This is a genomic window from Pseudomonas sp. S60, from assembly GCF_016647865.1.
GTDB classification, from domain to species: domain Bacteria; phylum Pseudomonadota; class Gammaproteobacteria; order Pseudomonadales; family Pseudomonadaceae; genus Aquipseudomonas; species Aquipseudomonas parafulva.
In genome coordinates, this window is record NZ_JACVVH010000037.1 from 20,318 (window position 1) to 37,559 (window position 17,242).

Here is a 17,242-nt window from a genome sequence, read left to right on the forward strand (position 1 = left end):
CCTGGTGTTTGTTGTTATTTCATGTGCAACCGGTCGAGGCGGTTGCACCCAGGCGGGGAATGCTATGCAACAACGCAAATGGGGTGCAACCATTTTTCATTTGCAAGTTGCACCTGCCCACGCATTTTCAGATAAAGCCTGTTTTTTGCTCCTGTTTAGTGCATGGGAAGCGCATTTTTAGAACGAAAGGACCATTCATGTCGCTTTCAGAAACTTCGGAAACGACCGTCAGACGAGTTGCACCCAGCTGTCGTGAAATTCGGGTTGCACCTGGTTGCACCCGGTTCTCGCTGCGGATAATCTTGGCGCCAGCTGACGCCACATTCGTGGCAATAACGAGGATAAGAAATGGCGACGACCACCCTTGGGGTCAAACTCGATGACCCTACCCGCGAACGACTCAAAGCCGCAGCGCAGTCCATCGACCGCACGCCGCATTGGTTGATCAAGCAGGCGATCTTCAACTACCTGGAGAAGCTCGAGGGTGGCGCGACCCTGAATGAAATCAACGGCCAGGCCAGTGGCCTGGCAGAGGATGCCGGGGACGCCCCGGTCGACCATGGCCACCAGTGCTTCCTGGAGTTTGCCGAGAGCATCCTGCCCCAGTCGGTACTGCGCTCGGCCATCACTGCAGCCTACCGCCGCCCCGAGCAGGAAGTGGTGCCCATGCTGCTGGAACAGGCCCGCCTGAGCGCACCACTCGCCGAGGCCACCAACAAGATGGCCGCCGGCATCGCAGAAAAACTGCGTAACCAGAAAAGCGCCGGCGGGCGCGCCGGTATCGTTCAGGGGCTGCTGCAGGAATTTTCGCTGTCGTCCCAGGAAGGCGTGGCACTCATGTGCCTGGCCGAAGCCCTGCTGCGCATCCCCGACAAGGGCACCCGCGATGCGCTGATCCGCGACAAGATCAGCAACGGCAACTGGCAGCCCCACCTGGGCAACAGCCCATCGCTGTTCGTCAACGCGGCCACCTGGGGCCTGCTGCTTACCGGCAGGCTGGTCAGCACCCATAACGAGGCAGGCCTGACGTCGTCGCTCACCCGCATCATCGGCAAGAGCGGCGAGCCGATGATCCGCAAGGGTGTGGACATGGCCATGCGCCTGATGGGCGAGCAGTTCGTCACTGGCGAAACCATTGCCGAGGCACTGGCCAACGCCACCCGCTTCGAGTCCAAAGGGTTCCGCTACTCCTACGACATGCTGGGTGAGGCCGCCCTTACCGAGCACGACGCGCAGAAGTACCTGGCCTCCTACGAGCAGGCCATCCACTCCATCGGCAAGGCCTCCAATGGCCGCGGCATCTATGAAGGGCCCGGCATCTCGATCAAGCTGTCGGCGCTGCACCCGCGCTACAGCCGCGCCCAGTACGAGCGGGTGATGGATGAGCTGTACCCGCGCCTGCTGGCGCTGACCCTGCTGGCCAAGCAATACGACATCGGCCTGAACATCGACGCCGAAGAGGCCGACCGCCTGGAGTTGTCGCTCGACCTGCTCGAGCGCCTGTGCTTCGAGCCTGCGCTGGCGGGCTGGAACGGCATCGGCTTTGTCATCCAGGCTTACCAGAAGCGTTGCCCGTACGTGATCGACTACGTCATCGACCTGGCCAAGCGCAGCCGCCACCGCCTGATGATCCGCCTGGTCAAGGGCGCGTACTGGGACAGCGAAATCAAGCGTGCCCAGGTCGAAGGCCTGGAAGGCTACCCGGTCTACACGCGCAAGGTGTACACCGACGTGTCCTACGTCGCCTGTGCCCGCAAGCTGCTGGCCGTGCCGGAGGCCATCTACCCGCAGTTCGCCACCCACAACGCCCACACCTTGTCGGCCATCTACCATATTGCTGGCCAGAACTATTACCCCGGCCAGTACGAATTCCAGTGCCTGCATGGCATGGGCGAGCCCCTGTACGAGCAGGTGGTGGGCAAGATTGCCGACGGCAAGCTGAACCGGCCATGCCGGGTGTATGCCCCGGTGGGTACGCACGAAACCCTGCTGGCCTACCTGGTCCGCCGGCTGCTGGAAAACGGCGCCAACACCTCGTTCGTCAACCGTATCGCCGACCACTCCATCTCCATTCAGGAGTTGGTGGCTGACCCGGTGCAGAGCATCGAGCGCATGGGGGCCCAGGAAGGCAGCATCGGCCTGCCGCACCCGCGCATCCCACTGCCGCGCGAACTGTACGGCAGCGAGCGTGACAACTCGGCGGGCATCGACATGGCCAACGAACACCGTTTGGCGTCGCTGTCCTGCGCCATGCTGGCGACCGCCAACAATGACTGGAAGGCCACGCCACTGCTGGCCTGCGCTGCCAGCGAGGGTACGGTAGCTGAAGTGCTGAACCCCGCCGACCACCGCGATGTGGTGGGCCATGTGCAGGAAGCCACCACCGCCGACGTGGACAACGCCATCCAGTGCGCCCTGAATGCAGCGCCTATCTGGCAGGCCACGCCGCCCGCCGAGCGTGCGGCCATCCTGGAACGCACTGCCGACCTGATGGAAGCCGAAATCCAGCCGCTGATGGGCCTGCTCATTCGCGAGGCGGGCAAAACCTTCGCCAACGCCATTGCCGAAGTGCGCGAAGCGGTGGACTTCCTGCGTTACTACGCTGTACAGGCGCGCAACGCGTTCAGTAACGACGCCCACCGCCCGCTGGGCCCGGTGGTGTGCATCAGCCCATGGAACTTCCCGCTGGCGATCTTCACCGGGCAAGTGGCGGCAGCCCTGGCAGCAGGCAACCCGGTGCTGGCCAAGCCAGCCGAGCAAACCCCGCTGATCGCCGCCCAGGCCGTTCGCCTGCTGCTGGAAGCAGGCATCCCGGAAGGTGTGCTGCAGCTGCTGCCAGGTCGCGGCGAAACCGTGGGCGCCGGCCTGGTGGGCGACGAGCGGGTCAAAGGTGTGATGTTCACCGGTTCCACCGAGGTCGCCCGCCTGCTGCAGCGCAATGTGGCCGGGCGCCTGGACAACCAGGGCCGGCCGATTCCGCTGATTGCCGAAACCGGCGGCCAGAACGCGATGATCGTGGATTCATCAGCACTGACCGAGCAGGTGGTGATCGACGTCGTGTCCTCGGCCTTCGACAGCGCCGGCCAGCGCTGCTCTGCCCTGCGCGTGCTGTGCCTGCAGGAAGACTGCGGCGACCGCGTGATCGAAATGCTCAAGGGCGCCATGGCTGAAAGCCGCCTCGGCTGCCCGGACCGCCTGGCCGTGGATATCGGCCCGGTGATCGACGGCGAAGCCAAGGCGGGTATCGAGAAGCACATCCAGGGCATGCGCGAGAAAGGCCGCCCGGTATACCAGGTCGCCATCGCCGATGCCGCGGAGCTCAAGCGCGGCACCTTCGTGATGCCAACCCTGATCGAGCTGGACAGCTTCGACGAGCTCAAGCGCGAGATTTTCGGCCCGGTGCTGCACGTGGTGCGCTACAACCGGCGCAACCTGGACCAGCTGATCGAGCAGATCAACAACTCCGGCTACGGCCTGACACTGGGTGTGCACACCCGTATCGACGAAACCATCGCCAAGGTGGTGGAAAGCGCCAACGCCGGCAACATGTACGTCAACCGCAACATTGTCGGTGCCGTGGTCGGGGTACAGCCATTCGGTGGTGAAGGCTTGTCGGGCACCGGCCCGAAAGCGGGTGGCCCGCTGTACCTGTACCGCCTGCTGTCGACCCGCCCGGCAGATGCCATCGGCCAGCACTTCGAGCAGCAGGACGGCGACGGCAAGCCTGACCGTGCGCTGCATGAGCAACTGGTCAAGCCGTTGCATGCATTGAAGGCCTGGGCACAAGGCAACCAGCTGAGCGAGCTGGCCACGCTGTGCAGCCAGTTCGCCACCCAGTCGCAAAGCGGCATCGCACGCCTGCTGCCTGGCCCGACCGGCGAACGCAACACCTACACCATCCTGCCTCGCGAGCATGTGCTGTGCCTGGCCGACAACGAAGCTGACCTGCTCGCGCAGCTTGCTGCGGTGCTGGCGGTGGGCAGTTCGGCGGTGTGGGCCGACAGCGAACCCGGCAAGGCCCTGCGCAATCGCCTGCCGCGCGAGCTGCAGGACAAGGTCCGATTGACGGCGGACTGGAGCAAGGATGACGTGGCGTTCGACGCCGTGATCCACCATGGTGACTCGGACCAGCTGCGCGGGGTGTGCCAGCAGGTCGCCAAGCGCGCCGGGGCCATCGTGGGGGTACATGGGCTGTCCAGCGGGGATCACCAGATTGCGCTGGAGCGGCTGGTGATTGAGCGGGCGGTGAGTGTGAACACTGCGGCGGCGGGCGGTAATGCCAGTTTGATGACTATTGGCTGATCGCTGCTGGTAAAAAAAGGAGAGCTTCGGCTCTCCTTGTTTATGGGCGTATGGGTTGAGATGTTCAGCGCCTGTGAGATCAAGCGCCGCCCGCGCGGCGCATCGCGAGCTGCGCTCGCTCCTACGGTCTGGGGCCAGTAACGCCTCTGACACAGGCATGACTGGCCCGCAACAAACGTAGGAGCGAGCGCAGCTCGCGATGCGCCGCGCGGGCGGCGCTCGGTCTTACAGGCGCAGATATTGTTGTGGCGAGCACCCAGCGGCCATCATGCTATCTCGGCTTATGCCCCCCAGGCTGTGGTAGGGCGTAAATGTGTTCGCCGTTACAGGTGCAGCGCCTATGAAATCGAGCGCCGCCCGCGCGGCGCATCGCGAGCTTTGCTCGCTCCTACGTTTGTTTCGGGCCAGTCATGCCTGGTGCATACGACACGATATCGCGTCATGCGCCAAGGCGTCCGCGCGCCAATGGCACAGGCCTAATTGGCCCGAAACAAACGTAGGAGCGAGCGCAGCTCGCGATGCGCCCCGCGGGCGGCGCTCGATCTCACAAGCGCAGAAAACACCACGGCAAGCACCGGCATACCGCTACTACGTTCTAAACCCATATCACCCACACCTATTAACCTGTCCCTCCCACAACCATCCTCCTACACTCGCCGCATTCCGCCTCAGGACCGCGACCATGCCCGAGACCTTGCTCAGCCCCCGCAACCTGGCCTTCGAACTGTACGAAGTCCTCGACGCCGAAGCCCTCACCCAACGCCCGCGTTTCGCCGAGCACAGCCGCGAAACCTTCGACGCAGCGCTGACCACGGCGCGCACCATCGCCGAGAAATGCTTCGCACCGCACAACCGCAAAGCCGATGAAAACGAACCGCGCTATGTGAACGGCTGCGCCGAGTTGATTCCCGAGGTCAAACCCGCCGTCGACGCCTTTCTCCAGGCAGGCTTTCTCAACGCCAACAGGGATTTCGAAGCCGGCGGCATGCAACTGCCCAGCCTGGTGTCACAGGCCTGCTTTGCCCACTTTCAGGCGGCCAACGCCGGCACCACTGCCTACCCTTTCCTGACCATGGGCGCCGCCAACCTGATCGAGAGTTTCGGCAACGAGGAACAGAAGCGGCTGTTTCTACAACCCATGATCGAAGGCCGCTACTTTGGCACCATGGCCCTGACCGAACCCCACGCGGGCTCGTCACTGGCCGATATCCGCACCCGCGCCGAGCCGGTGGGCGATGGCAGCTACCGCCTCAAGGGCAACAAGATCTTCATCTCCGGCGGTGATCACGCGCTGTCGGAAAACATCGTGCACATGGTGCTGGCCAAGCTGCCGGACGCCCCACCCGGGGTGAAAGGTATCTCCCTGTTCATCGTGCCCAAGTTCCGCGTCAACCCCGACGGTAGCCTGGGCCCACGTAACGACGTGCTGCTGGCCGGGCTGTTCCACAAGATGGGCTGGCGCGGCACCACCTCCACTGCGCTCAACTTCGGCGACAACGGCCAGTGCATCGGCTACCTGGTCGGCCAGCCGCACCAAGGCCTGGCCTGCATGTTCCAGATGATGAACGAGGCCCGCATCGGCGTAGGCATGGGCGCCGTGATGCTAGGCTACGCGGGCTACCTGTACTCACTGGAATATGCCCGCCAGCGCCCCCAGGGCCGATCACTGGAAGACAGGAACCCGCACACCCCACCCGTGCCCATCATCGCCCACAGCGATGTGAGGCGGATGTTGCTGGCACAGAAGGCCTACGTTGAAGGCGCTTTCGACCTAGGGCTGTATGCGGCGCGGCTGTTCGACGATACCCACACAGCCCGCGACCAGGCTACACGCGAGCAGGCCCAGCAGTTGCTCGACCTGCTCACCCCTGTGGTCAAGTCGTGGCCTTCTGCCTTCTGCCTCAAGGCCAACGAGCTGGCGGTGCAGATACTGGGCGGCCACGGCTACACCCGTGAGTACCCCGTGGAGCAGTACTACCGCGACAACCGCCTGAACCCGATTCACGAAGGCACCGAAGGCATCCAGGCACTCGACCTGCTCGGCCGCAAGCTGGCGCAGCACAACGGCGCCGGCCTCAAGCAACTGATGCGCCTGGTGGCAGCCACCGGCGAACGCGCCAGCCACCACCCCAACCTGGACCCACTGCGCGAGCCGCTCGAACACCTGGTCAACCGCCTGCAGGCGGTAACCCTGGCCCTGCTTGGCGACCTCGCGCAGGGCCACGCTGCACAGGCCTTGGCCAACTCGGCCCTGTACCTGAAAGTGTTCGGCCATTGCGTGATCGGCTGGCGCTGGCTGGAGCAAGCCATCCACGCCGAGCTCGGGTTATTGAAGGGGAATGACGGTGACCGCGACTTCTACCGGGGCAAGTTGCAGGCGGCGCGTTATTTCCTGACCTGGGAGGTGCCTGGCTGCCATAATGACCTGGCACTGCTCGAGGCCCGCGATGCGACCTGCCTCGGCATGCAGGATGAGTGGTTCTAAGGGGGAGCCACCGCGCAAACGGAGGCCTGCCCATGTTCGATTCCAGCGCCTTGCTGCGCCAGCGCTTCGCCGCGCTGCGCAGTTCGGCCGAGGTGTTTTCCCTGCGTCACGTCAAACAGTCGCACCAGGCGCTGTCGGTGCGGCGCAACGTAGCCGAACCACCGTTTTTCAGCCAGGACGAAGGCGCCATGCTGACCGCACGGGTGGCTGGGGTAGAGGCTTACGCCGCCACTGCCGACCTCAGCCAGGCAGGCCTGCAGCGTGCACTGGAACAGGCCGAGGCGCTGGCGCGGCAAATCGCCCGGCACAGCCTGCTCGACCTGCGCGGGCAGGCCGTTCCCACTGGGCAGCATGACGTTGTCTCGCCCCATTTCGATGAGGCCATACCCTCCCTTGCCAACTGCCTGGCCCTGCTCGCGGCAGAGTCAGCCAGCGTGCCCGCCGATGAGCGCCTGGTGGACTGGCAAGCCAGCCTGGGCGTGAGTGTGGTGGAGCAAACCTACCTTAACTCTGCTGGCGCCGAACTGCGCCATGCTCAACGCTTTCTGTTCCCCGGCCTGAGCGTCACCGCCAGCGATGGCCAAGACAGCCAGAGCCGCAGCCTGGGCCGGGAAAACTTCGGCCAGCAGGGTGGCTTCGAGGTCGTCGAGCGTTGCGGCCTGGTAGGCGCGGCCCAGCGGGTGGCCGACCAGGCCCTGCAACTGCTGCTGGCGCCCAACACCCCTGAGGGCCAGCGTGACCTGTTGCTGATGCCCGACCAGATGATGCTGCAGATTCACGAGTCCATCGGCCACCCCCTGGAAATGGACCGCATCCTGGGCGACGAGCGCAACTACGCGGGCACCAGCTTCATAAAAGCCAGTGACTTTGGCCACCTGCAATACGGGTCGGCATTGCTGAACGTGACGTTCGATCCGACCATAAGCGAAGAACTGGCCAGCTATGGTTTCGATGACGACGGCACCCCGGCAACCAAGCAGTTTTTGATCCGTGACGGCGTGTTGCTGCGCCCGCTGGGGGGCGCGCTGTCGCAGTACCGCTCTGGCCTGGAGGGCGTTGCCAACAGCCGTGCCTGTAGCTGGAACAGGGCGCCCATCGACCGCATGGCCAACCTGAACATCGAGCCGGGTGATCGGTCACTGGAACAACTGGTGCAGGGTATCGAGCACGGCATCCTGATGCGCACCAACCGCTCCTGGTCGATCGATGACGCCCGCAACAAATTCCAGTTCGGCTGCGAATGGGGGCAACTGATCGAGAACGGCGAGCTCAAGGGCATCGTCAAGAACCCCAATTACCGCGGTATCTCGGCGCAGTTCTGGCGCAACCTGGCCGCCGTCGGCGACCGCAGCACGTTCCAGGTGCTGGGCACGCCCAATTGCGGCAAGGGCGAGCCTAACCAGGTGGTAAGGGTGGGCCATGCGGCGCCAGCCTGCGTGTTCCGCCAAATCGACGTGTTCGGAGGGCAGGCCTGATGCAACATGCTTTCGAAGCCCTGGTGGGGGTGGCGCACAACGCCCTGCACGCCGGCGAGCAATTCACCCTCGGCTACAGCGCCGAGCAGTCTCGGTTTGTGCGTTTCAACCACGCCAAGGTGCGCCAGGCGGGGGATGTAAGCCAGGCCAGCGCGCACCTGCGGCTGATCCGCGACGGCCGCCAGGCCGAGCAGTTGGTCACCTTGAGCGGTGAGGCACAGGTAGACGGCCAACGGCTGGAGGCTGCCATGCAGTTGCTACGCCAGACGCTACCCCTGCTGCCAATAGACCCGTATCTGCAACTGAACACCGCCCCCTGGAACAGCCTGAGCTGCCAGGCAGCACCGCTGCCGGCGCTTGATGAAGTACTGGCGCTGATCGAACGCGAGGCAGGTGACCTGGACCTGGTCGGTATCTATGCCGCCGGCCCTGTGTGCCGTGGCTTTGCCAGCTCATTCGGCGCCTTCGGCTGGCACCAGGCCAACAGCTTCAACATGGACTGGAGCCTGTTCCACGAGAATGGCCAGGCCGTCAAAGCCAACTATGCCGGGCAAACCTGGAACGCGGGTGATTTCACCCAGCGCCTGCGCCAGGCCCGTGACCAGCTGGGCTTTTTAGGCCAACCGGCCATTACCCTCAAGCCTGGCAGCTATCGTGCGTACCTCGCGCCTGCAGCCATGGACGAAATTGCCGGGATGCTGTGCTGGGGAGGCTTCTCGGCCCAGGCCCTGGCCACCGGTAACAGTGCCCTGCAGCGCCTGTACAACGGCGATGGGCAACTGAGCCCGCTGGTGAGTTTCAGCGAGCAGGTCAGCGGCTCGCTGAGCCCGGCGTTTTCCGATGAAGGCTCGCCGCGCATGGACGTGCCGCTGATTCAGCACGGCAAGGCCCGCCAGCAGTTGACCAGTGCACGCAGCGCCGCAGAGTTCCAGCGGGTGGCCAATGGCGCCGACAGCTACGAATCGCCCTGTGCACTGAGCATGGCCGGCGGGAACCTGCCCAGCGAAGCGGTACTGCAGCGCCTCGGCACCGGCCTGTATATCAGCAACCTGTGGTACCTGAACTACTCCGACCTGCCCGCAGCGCGCATGACCGGGCTAACCCGCTTTGCCACGTTCTGGGTCGAGAACGGGGCGATACAGGGGCCGGTGAATACCATGCGCTTCGACGACAGCCTGTACAGTTTGCTGGGCAGCCAGCTGGAAGACCTGACCCAGGAGCGGGAGATGATCCTGTCGACCAGTACCTATGGGCAGCGCAGTACCGGATCGAGTCATTTGCCGGGGGCACTGGTCAAAGGGCTTAACCTGACATTGTGACTGGCATTACCGGCCTCATCGCGGGCAAGCCCACCGCCACACGGGCGTACGCCACAGCCCCGCGATGAGGCCGGTAACGACAAACGAGGACGTCATGCCCGAACGCACCCCGCTGGACCCTGTCACCGCCCGCTGGATCCCGTGGGTGGTGGCCATTGCCTTCTTCATGCAGTCGCTGGACGGCACCATCCTCAACACCGCGCTGCCAGCCATGGCCCGGTCCCTAGCCGAAGACCCCTTGCGCATGCAGGGGGTGATCATCTCGTACATGCTCACCGTCGCCCTGCTGATCCCGGCCTCGGGCTGGATCGCCGACCGCTTCGGCACCAAGCGCATCTTCTTCAGTGCCATCTTGCTGTTCAGCTTCGGCTCGCTGCTGTGCGCAGTCGCCAACAGCCTGGGCTTCCTGATTTTCGCGCGCATCGTGCAGGGGCTGGGTGGGGCGCTGATGCTGCCGGTTGGCCGGCTGGTGGTGCTGCGCGCATACCCGCGCACCGAGCTGGTAAGGATCATGAGCTTCATCACCATCCCAGGCCTGCTCGGCCCGTTGCTTGGCCCCACGGTGGGCGGCTGGCTGGTGGAGATCCTGAGCTGGCACTGGATCTTCTTGCTCAACCTGCCGGTGGGCCTGATTGGCTGCTATGCGGTATGGAAGTTCATCCCCGACCTGCGCGGCGCTGAGCGCACCACCTTCGACGGCCCAGGCTTTGTGCTGTTTGGCGCGGCGATGGTGCTGATCACCATCGCCATGGAAGGCCTGGGCGAGCTGCACCTGCCCCACCTGCGGGTGATGCTGCTGCTGTTCGCCGGCATGGCCTGCCTGGCGGCGTACTGGCTGCGCGCCGGGCGCGACCCGGAGCCGTTGTTCTCACCCAGCCTGTTCCGCGTGCGTACCTTTGCCATCGGCATCCTCGGCAACCTGTTCGCCCGCCTGGGCAGCGGTGCCCTGCCGTTTCTGGTGCCGTTGCTGCTGCAGGTGGCGCTTGGCTACTCGCCGGCCCAGGCCGGCATGAGCATGATCCCGCTGGCCGCCGCCGCCATGCTCGCCAAGTCCATCGCCCGGCCGCTGATCGAGCGCCTGGGCTACCGCATCATCCTCACCGGCAACACGTTGCTGCTGGGGCTGCTGCTGGCCGGCCTGGGCCTTGTAGACGAGCAGACGCCCTACTGGCTGCTGCTGGTGCAACTGGGCCTGCTGGGGGCGGTGAACTCCCTGCAGTTCACCGCCATGAACACGGTAACGCTGATCGACCTTGACGATGCCAGCGCCAGCAGCGGCAACAGCCTGCTGTCGGTGGTGGCACAGTTGTCGCTGAGCCTGGGTGTTGCCTGTGCTGGCGCGTTGCTGGGCGGGTTCACGGCGGCGGGCAGCGCCGAAGGCGTTGAAACCACCCTTGGCGCCTTCCAGCTGACGTTCTTCACCATCGGCGTCATGGCCATGCTGGCTGCGGCGATTTTCCTGCAGCTGGCGCCCACGGACGGAAGGCGTGCCCGTCGTCCGGAACAGCACATGGAGTCTTAGGGGGAATGGCATCGAGGCTGGTAGACTGTGCGGCATTTTTCGCTTCGCACCGCAGGCCCGCCTCGTGACCACCGACTCCACCGCCTTTGCCACATTGCCGCTGTCTTCCGCCATGCTGGCCAACCTGGACGCCCTGGGCTATGCCTCGATGACGCCCATCCAGGCCCAGAGCCTGCCGGTCATTCTCAAAGGCAAGGACCTGATCGCCCAGGCCAAGACCGGCAGCGGCAAGACCGCCGCCTTCGGCATCGGCCTGCTCAACCCCATCAACCCGCGCTATTTTGGCTGCCAGGCCCTGGTGCTGTGCCCCACCCGCGAGCTGGCCGACCAGGTGGCCAAAGAGCTGCGCCGCCTGGCGCGGGCCGAGGACAACATCAAGATCCTCACCCTGTGCGGCGGGGTGTCCCTGGGCCCGCAGATCGCTTCGCTGGAGCATGGCGCGCACATCATCGTCGGCACGCCGGGGCGTATCCAGCAACACCTCGACAAAGGCACCCTGGTGCTCAGCGGGCTCAACACACTGGTGCTGGACGAAGCCGACCGCATGCTGGACATGGGCTTCTTCGATGCCATCGCCAGCATCATCGGCAAGACCCCGGCACGTCGCCAGACCCTGCTGTTCTCGGCCACCTACCCGGCCGGCATCAAGCAACTGGCGGCAGACTTCATGCGCGACCCGCAGCAGGTGAAAGTCGAGAGCCTGCACACCGATAACCAGATCGAACAGCGCTTCATCGAGATCGACCCCCAGCAGCGCCTGGAGGCAGTGACCCGCGTACTGGGCCACTATCGCCCGCAGTCCTGCGTGGCCTTCTGCTTTACCAAGCAGCAATGCGAGGATGTGGTCGCCCACCTCACCGCCAAGGGCATCGTTGCCCAGGCGCTGCACGGCGACCTGGAGCAACGTGACCGCGACCAGGTGCTGACCATGTTCGCCAACCGCAGCAGCTCGGTCCTGGTGGCCACCGACGTGGCAGCCCGTGGCCTGGACATCGACGGCCTGGACATGGTCATCAACGTGGAACTGGCCCGCGACGCCGAGATCCACGTGCACCGGGTGGGCCGCACCGGCCGTGCCGGCGAGAAGGGCATTGCCGTCAGCCTGGTAGCGCCGGCCGAGGGCCACCGGGCCCAGGCCATTGAGGCCTTGCAGAACAGCCCGCTGCGCTGGGACCAGTTGGACAGCCTGAAGAACAAGGGCGGCGAGCCGCTGCTGCCAGTCATGAGTACCCTGTGCATCGCCGCCGGGCGCAAGGACAAGCTGCGCCCGGGCGACATTCTGGGTGCGCTGACGGGGGATGCGGGCATCCCGGGCAAGCAGGTCGGTAAAATCGCCATCTTCGACTTCCAGGCATTCGTTGCCGTGGAACGGGCACTGGCCAAGCAGGCCATGCAGCGGCTCAACAGCGGCAAGATCAAGGGTCGGTCCCTGAAAGTCCGTATTTTGTAAGGCCCCACAGGGCTCAGCATTTCAACTCTGAAGGTTCAGAACGTGCACTCCACCGATGTGATCATTCTCGGCGCCGGCGCCGCCGGCTTGATGTGTGCCCAGCTCAGCGCCCGCCGTGGCCGCAAGGTGCTGGTCCTCGACCACGCCAACAAGCCCGGCAAAAAGATCCTCATGTCCGGCGGCGGGCGCTGCAACTTCACCAACCTGTACACCGAGCCGGGCAACTTCCTTTCGCACAACGCGCACTTCTGCAAATCAGCCTTGGCCCGCTACACCCAGTGGGACTTCATCGAGCTGGTCTGCAAGCATGGCGTGGCGTACCACGAGAAAAAGCTCGGCCAGCTGTTCTGCGACAACAAGGCCAGCGACATCCTCGACATGCTGCTGGCCGAGTGCGATGAAGCCGGTGCCGAAATCCGCATGCACACCAGCATCGAGCAGATCGAGAAAACCGACAGCGGCTACCGGCTGCAAACCAGCGGCGGCACTTTCGCCTGCCAGTCCCTGGTGATCGCCACGGGTGGTCTGTCCATCCCCACGCTGGGTGCCACCGGGTTTGGCTACCAGGTAGCGCGCCAGTTCGGCCACACGCTGCTGCCCACCCGCGCCGGCCTGGTGCCGCTCACCATCACCGAGCCGCAACTCAAGGCCATGTGCACCGAGCTGTCCGGCACCTCGCTGGACTGCACAGCCAGCTGCAACGGCAGCAGCTTCCGCGAGAACCTGCTGTTTACCCACCGTGGCCTGAGTGGCCCCGCCATCCTGCAGGTTTCATCGTTCTGGGAAGCCGGCGACACCGTCGAGATCAACCTGCTGCCCGACCGCGATGCACTGGGCTGGCTGCAACAGATGCAGGCCGAACGCGCCAACGCCGAACTCAAGACGGTGCTGGGCGATGTGTTCACCCGCAAGCTGGCCACCCTGCTGGCCGAGCAGTGGTTCAGCTCAAGGCCCATGAAGCAGTACACCCCGGCCGAGCTGCAGCACATCGCCGACACGCTGGCCAACTGGCAGGTGGTGCCGGCCGGTACCGAGGGTTACCGCACCGCCGAAGTAACCCTGGGCGGGGTGGACACCCGCGAGGTGTCGTCCAAGACCATGGAATCGCTCAAGAGCCCGGGGCTGTACTTCATTGGCGAAGTGCTGGATGTGACCGGCCACTTGGGCGGTTTCAATTTCCAGTGGGCCTGGGCCTCGGCCAATGCCGCAGCGCAGTTCGTGTAGAGTAGAATTCATTGCGCAGCACGGAACGCTTCTTGCTGGTCCGTGCTCAATGCATTCATTCGATCACTGCCTAGCAGGCCATCATGTCATCGAGCTCGTTGCGTCAGTCACTGCGTCGCCTGTGGGGCCAGGATAAGTTCAGCTACAGCATCCGGGTAACCATCGCCCTCACCGGCAGCCTGGCCTTGTGCTGGCACCAGAACGAAATGGGCCTGCTGATCCCGCTGTTCCTCGGCATCATCGCCAGCGCCCTGGCCGAGACCGACGACAGCTGGCAGGGCCGCCTGAGCGCCCTGGCCGTCACCCTGGTGTGCTTTGCCATTGCCGCCCTTGCCGTGGAACTGCTGTTCCCCTACCCCTTGCTGTTCGTGACCGCACTCGCCCTGGCCGCGTTCGCGCTGACCATGCTGGGCGCGCTGGGCGAGCGTTATGGCGCTATTGCCTCTGCCACGTTGATTACCGCCGTCTACACCATGATCGGGGTGGACCAGCGCGGTGGCATGGTGACGGACTTCTGGCACGAGCCCATGCTGCTGGTGGCCGGCGCCGCCTGGTATGGGCTGCTGTCCGTGCTGTGGCAGGCGTTGTTTTCCAACCAGCCGGTGCAGCAAAGCCTGGCCAAGCTGTATTTCGAGCTAGGCACCTACCTCAAGCTCAAGGCCAGCCTGTTCGAGCCCATCCGCACCCTGGATGTAGAGGCCCGCCGCCTGGAACTGGCCCAGCAGAACGGCAAGGTAGTGGCGGCGCTGAACGCCGCCAAGGAAATCATTCTGCACCGGGTGGGCAACAGCCAGCCCAACTCCAAGGTCAGCCGCTACCTGAAGCTGTATTTCCTGGCACAGGACATCCACGAAAGGGTCAGCGCCTCGCACTACCCTTACAACGCCCTGACCGAGGCGTTTTTCCACAGCGACGTGATGTTCCGCTGCCAGCGGCTGCTGCGCAAACAAGGCTCGTCCTGCCAGGAACTGGCCCGTTCGATACGCCTGCGCCAGCCGTTCGTGCTGGCCAGCGGCTTTGCCGAGGCACTCGAAGACCTCAACGCGTCGCTGGAGTACCTGCGCAACCAGAACAACCCGGCCTGGCGCGGGCTGCTGCGCTCGCTGCGGGCGCTGGCGGCTAACCTGGCCACGCTGGACCGCCTGCTCAGTGCGGCCAGCAACCCGGACAGCCTGGCGGACGCCAGCGACAGCAGCCTGCTGGACCGCTCGCCGCGCACCCTCAAGGACGTGTGGAAGCGGCTGCGTACGCAACTGACGCCCACGTCCCTGGTGTTCCGCCATGCGCTGCGCCTGCCGCTGGCGCTGTCGATCGGCTACGGCATGGTGCACCTGATCCACCCTACCCAGGGCTACTGGATCATCCTCACCACCCTGTTCGTGTGCCAGCCCAGCTACGGTGCAACACGGCGCAAGCTGGTGCAGCGGATCATCGGGACTGCCGTTGGCCTGACCGTCGGCTGGGCGCTGTTCGACCTGTTCCCCAACCCGGTCATCCAGTCGTTGTTCGCCGTGGTGGCCGGGGTGGTGTTCTTCGTCAACCGTACCACCCGCTATACCCTGGCCACTGCCGCGATCACCCTGATGGTGCTGTTCTGCTTCAACCAGATCGGCGACGGTTATGGTTTGTTCCTGCCGCGCCTGTTCGACACCCTGGTGGGCAGCCTGATCGCCATCATGGCGGTATTCCTGTTCCTGCCCGACTGGCAGGGGCGGCGGCTGAACAAGGCGCTGGCCAACACCCTGGCCTGCGCCAGTGTGTACCTGCGCCAGATCATGCAGCAGTATGCCTACGGCAAGCGCGACGACCTGGCGTATCGCCTGGCACGGCGCAACGCCCACAACGCCGATGCAGCGCTGTCCACCACCCTGGCCAACATGCTGATGGAGCCTGGGCACTTCCGCAAGGAAGCGGACGTGGGCTTCCGCTTCCTGGTGCTGTCCCACACGTTGCTCAGCTACCTCTCCGGGCTGGGCGCCCACCGCGACACAGCCCTGCCGGCCGAAGTGCAGGAGCAACTGATCGAAGGCGCAGGCGGCAGCCTGGCCAACAGCCTCGACGAAATCGCCAACGGCCTCTCGGCGGGGTTGCCGGTAGACATTCACAGCGATGCCGAAGAAGCCCTGGCCAATGCCCTGGAGCAGATGCCCGAGGACGTGGATGAGCATCAAAGGCTGGTGCAAACCCAACTGGCGTTGATCTGCCGCCAGTTGGGGCCGTTGCGCACCCTGGCTGCACACTTGATGAAGAAAGATGCACCGGCCCTTTGACGGGGGTCATAACCCGTATCGGTGAAGCAGTTGCTCGTAGCTGCCGTCCGCCTTCATCGCCGCGATCGCCCGCTCGAACCGGGCGACGATGCGTGCATGCTCGGGGTGCTTGAGGCTGACCAGGATGTGCAAGGTGTTTTCGGCAAGCGGCGGCTCCACCAGGGTAACGGTGTCGCGCACCTGTTCGGGTTCGCGCTGCAGGTGATACCGGGCCACGTACTCGTCCTCTATCGCCAGGCTCACCCGCCCTGCCGCCAGCATGCGCACAGCTGACGAAAAGGTGCTTACGGGAACCTTGTGCAGCCGTGGATCGCTGTCGAACTCGGCCGAATAGGCGTAGTCGCGAACCACGGCGATGCTATAGGGGTACAGGTCGGCCATGCGCTGATAGCGAAAACTGCTGCCCTTGCGTTCCAGCAGGCGAATGCGGTTGGTGAGGTAGGCTTTTGAAAACAGCCCGCTTTGGGTGCGCGCGTCGTTGTACCAGGCATTGATCAGCACGTCGTAACGCCCCTCGCTCACGCCCAGCAGCGCCCGCGACCAGGGCACTTCTTCGAAGCCGCTGCTATAGCCGGCCCGGGCCAGCGCAGTGGTGACGATACTGGTTGCCAGCCCCCCACCGGGCAAGCTGGCATCGGTGAACGGCGGCCAGCGGTCCGCCACCAGGCGCAGTTTGCCGTGTGCGGTGGCGGGCAGCGCCACTGTCATTGCCAACAACCCGAGCACACAAAGCAATGGCCGCATGTTCAAGTCCTTTCGCCGTGGAGGGGCACACTGCGGCTGAGCTTACACAAAGCGCCTGGCGAGGGCAGCGGCCAATAGTGTCATTTAGCCTCTATTCTGGCCGACGCCTGGATTTTTCATGTGCCAAGTGCTGTGCGGCGCATGCCGTTCAGGGGTAACCCAGCACCTCGCGCAACTGCTGCAAATGGCGGCCAATCCACTGCCGGTCAATCGCTCCCCAGTCCTGTATACGGTAGTGCCCGGCATGGTTACGCGCCCCTGGCTGCTGTTCGAAAACGCAGGCGATGTCCAGGTCGGCCAGTGCGGCAATGGTGTCCTGGGCGGTGCGCCGCGGCATGCCGGTCGCCTCCATCAGGGCGGGCACGCTGGTCGCGGTCTGGCTGTCGATCAGCCAGGCCACGTACAGGCGGCGGTAGAAGCTGCTCTTGGTCTTGCTCACTTCCATGCTGCG

General features: G+C 64.6%; 10 protein-coding genes. 8 read left to right on the forward strand and 2 right to left on the reverse strand.

Features of this window, described 5'->3' with window-relative positions:
- Positions 1 to 348: 348 nt before the first annotated feature.
- The 8 genes from putA to yccS all read left to right on the forward strand — a co-directional run bounded on the left by putA (position 349) and on the right by yccS (position 16,047).
- The gene (putA, locus tag IAE33_RS18135; RefSeq protein WP_201164525.1) at positions 349 to 4,302 is read left to right on the forward strand and encodes a trifunctional transcriptional regulator/proline dehydrogenase/L-glutamate gamma-semialdehyde dehydrogenase; all 3,954 of its coding nucleotides are present in this window, start codon (positions 349 to 351) and stop codon (positions 4,300 to 4,302) included.
- 682 nt (positions 4,303 to 4,984) lie between these two features.
- On the forward strand, positions 4,985 to 6,787 hold the full coding sequence (locus IAE33_RS18140) for an acyl-CoA dehydrogenase (protein WP_201164526.1): 1,803 nt from the start codon (positions 4,985 to 4,987) through the stop codon (positions 6,785 to 6,787).
- A 32-nt stretch (positions 6,788 to 6,819) separates the two neighbouring features.
- On the forward strand, positions 6,820 to 8,262 hold the full coding sequence (locus tag IAE33_RS18145; RefSeq protein WP_028631885.1) for a TldD/PmbA family protein: 1,443 nt from the start codon (positions 6,820 to 6,822) through the stop codon (positions 8,260 to 8,262).
- On the forward strand, positions 8,262 to 9,581 hold the full coding sequence (locus IAE33_RS18150; protein WP_201164527.1) for a TldD/PmbA family protein: 1,320 nt from the start codon (positions 8,262 to 8,264) through the stop codon (positions 9,579 to 9,581). Before IAE33_RS18145 ends, IAE33_RS18150 begins: the two co-directional genes overlap by 1 nt.
- A gap of 94 nt (positions 9,582 to 9,675) precedes the next feature.
- Positions 9,676 to 11,103 carry a multidrug transporter subunit MdtD gene (mdtD, locus tag IAE33_RS18155; protein ID WP_028631887.1) on the forward strand — a complete coding sequence of 476 codons (1,428 nt, stop codon included), beginning with the start codon at positions 9,676 to 9,678 and terminating at the stop codon, positions 11,101 to 11,103.
- A 112-nt stretch (positions 11,104 to 11,215) separates the two neighbouring features.
- Positions 11,216 to 12,553: an ATP-dependent RNA helicase DbpA gene (gene dbpA / locus IAE33_RS18160; protein WP_236406879.1), complete on the forward strand. Its 1,338-nt coding sequence runs from the start codon at positions 11,216 to 11,218 to the stop codon at positions 12,551 to 12,553.
- A gap of 42 nt (positions 12,554 to 12,595) precedes the next feature.
- Positions 12,596 to 13,777: an NAD(P)/FAD-dependent oxidoreductase gene (locus IAE33_RS18165; RefSeq protein ID WP_201164529.1), complete on the forward strand. Its 1,182-nt coding sequence runs from the start codon at positions 12,596 to 12,598 to the stop codon at positions 13,775 to 13,777.
- An 83-nt stretch (positions 13,778 to 13,860) separates the two neighbouring features.
- The gene (gene yccS, locus IAE33_RS18170) at positions 13,861 to 16,047 is read left to right on the forward strand and encodes a YccS family putative transporter (protein WP_201164530.1); all 2,187 of its coding nucleotides are present in this window, start codon (positions 13,861 to 13,863) and stop codon (positions 16,045 to 16,047) included.
- 6 nt (positions 16,048 to 16,053) lie between these two features.
- On the opposite strand, the gene IAE33_RS18175 is transcribed toward yccS, so the two are convergent.
- Both IAE33_RS18175 and IAE33_RS18180 read right to left on the reverse strand, forming a co-directional pair.
- Positions 16,054 to 16,791 (reverse strand): substrate-binding periplasmic protein, encoded by a 738-nt coding sequence (locus IAE33_RS18175; RefSeq protein WP_201164531.1) that lies wholly within the window; start codon positions 16,789 to 16,791, stop codon positions 16,054 to 16,056.
- Between the two features lie 148 nt (positions 16,792 to 16,939).
- Positions 16,940 to 17,236, reverse strand: coding sequence for a winged helix-turn-helix domain-containing protein (locus tag IAE33_RS18180; RefSeq protein WP_028631892.1), 297 nt, complete (start codon positions 17,234 to 17,236; stop codon positions 16,940 to 16,942).
- Positions 17,237 to 17,242 lie beyond the last annotated feature (6 nt).

Coding starts and splice junctions, on each gene's coding strand:
- putA (WP_201164525.1), top strand. CDS start 349: ATGGCGACGACCACCCTTGGGGTCAAACTCGATGACCCTACCCGCGAA.
- IAE33_RS18180 (WP_028631892.1), bottom strand. CDS start 17,236: ATGGAAGTGAGCAAGACCAAGAGCAGCTTCTACCGCCGCCTGTACGTG.
- IAE33_RS18150 (WP_201164527.1), top strand. CDS start 8,262: ATGCAACATGCTTTCGAAGCCCTGGTGGGGGTGGCGCACAACGCCCTG.
- IAE33_RS18145 (WP_028631885.1), top strand. CDS start 6,820: ATGTTCGATTCCAGCGCCTTGCTGCGCCAGCGCTTCGCCGCGCTGCGC.
- IAE33_RS18140 (WP_201164526.1), top strand. CDS start 4,985: ATGCCCGAGACCTTGCTCAGCCCCCGCAACCTGGCCTTCGAACTGTAC.
- IAE33_RS18175 (WP_201164531.1), bottom strand. CDS start 16,791: ATGCGGCCATTGCTTTGTGTGCTCGGGTTGTTGGCAATGACAGTGGCG.
- dbpA (WP_236406879.1), top strand. CDS start 11,216: ATGCTGGCCAACCTGGACGCCCTGGGCTATGCCTCGATGACGCCCATC.
- mdtD (WP_028631887.1), top strand. CDS start 9,676: ATGCCCGAACGCACCCCGCTGGACCCTGTCACCGCCCGCTGGATCCCG.
- yccS (WP_201164530.1), top strand. CDS start 13,861: ATGTCATCGAGCTCGTTGCGTCAGTCACTGCGTCGCCTGTGGGGCCAG.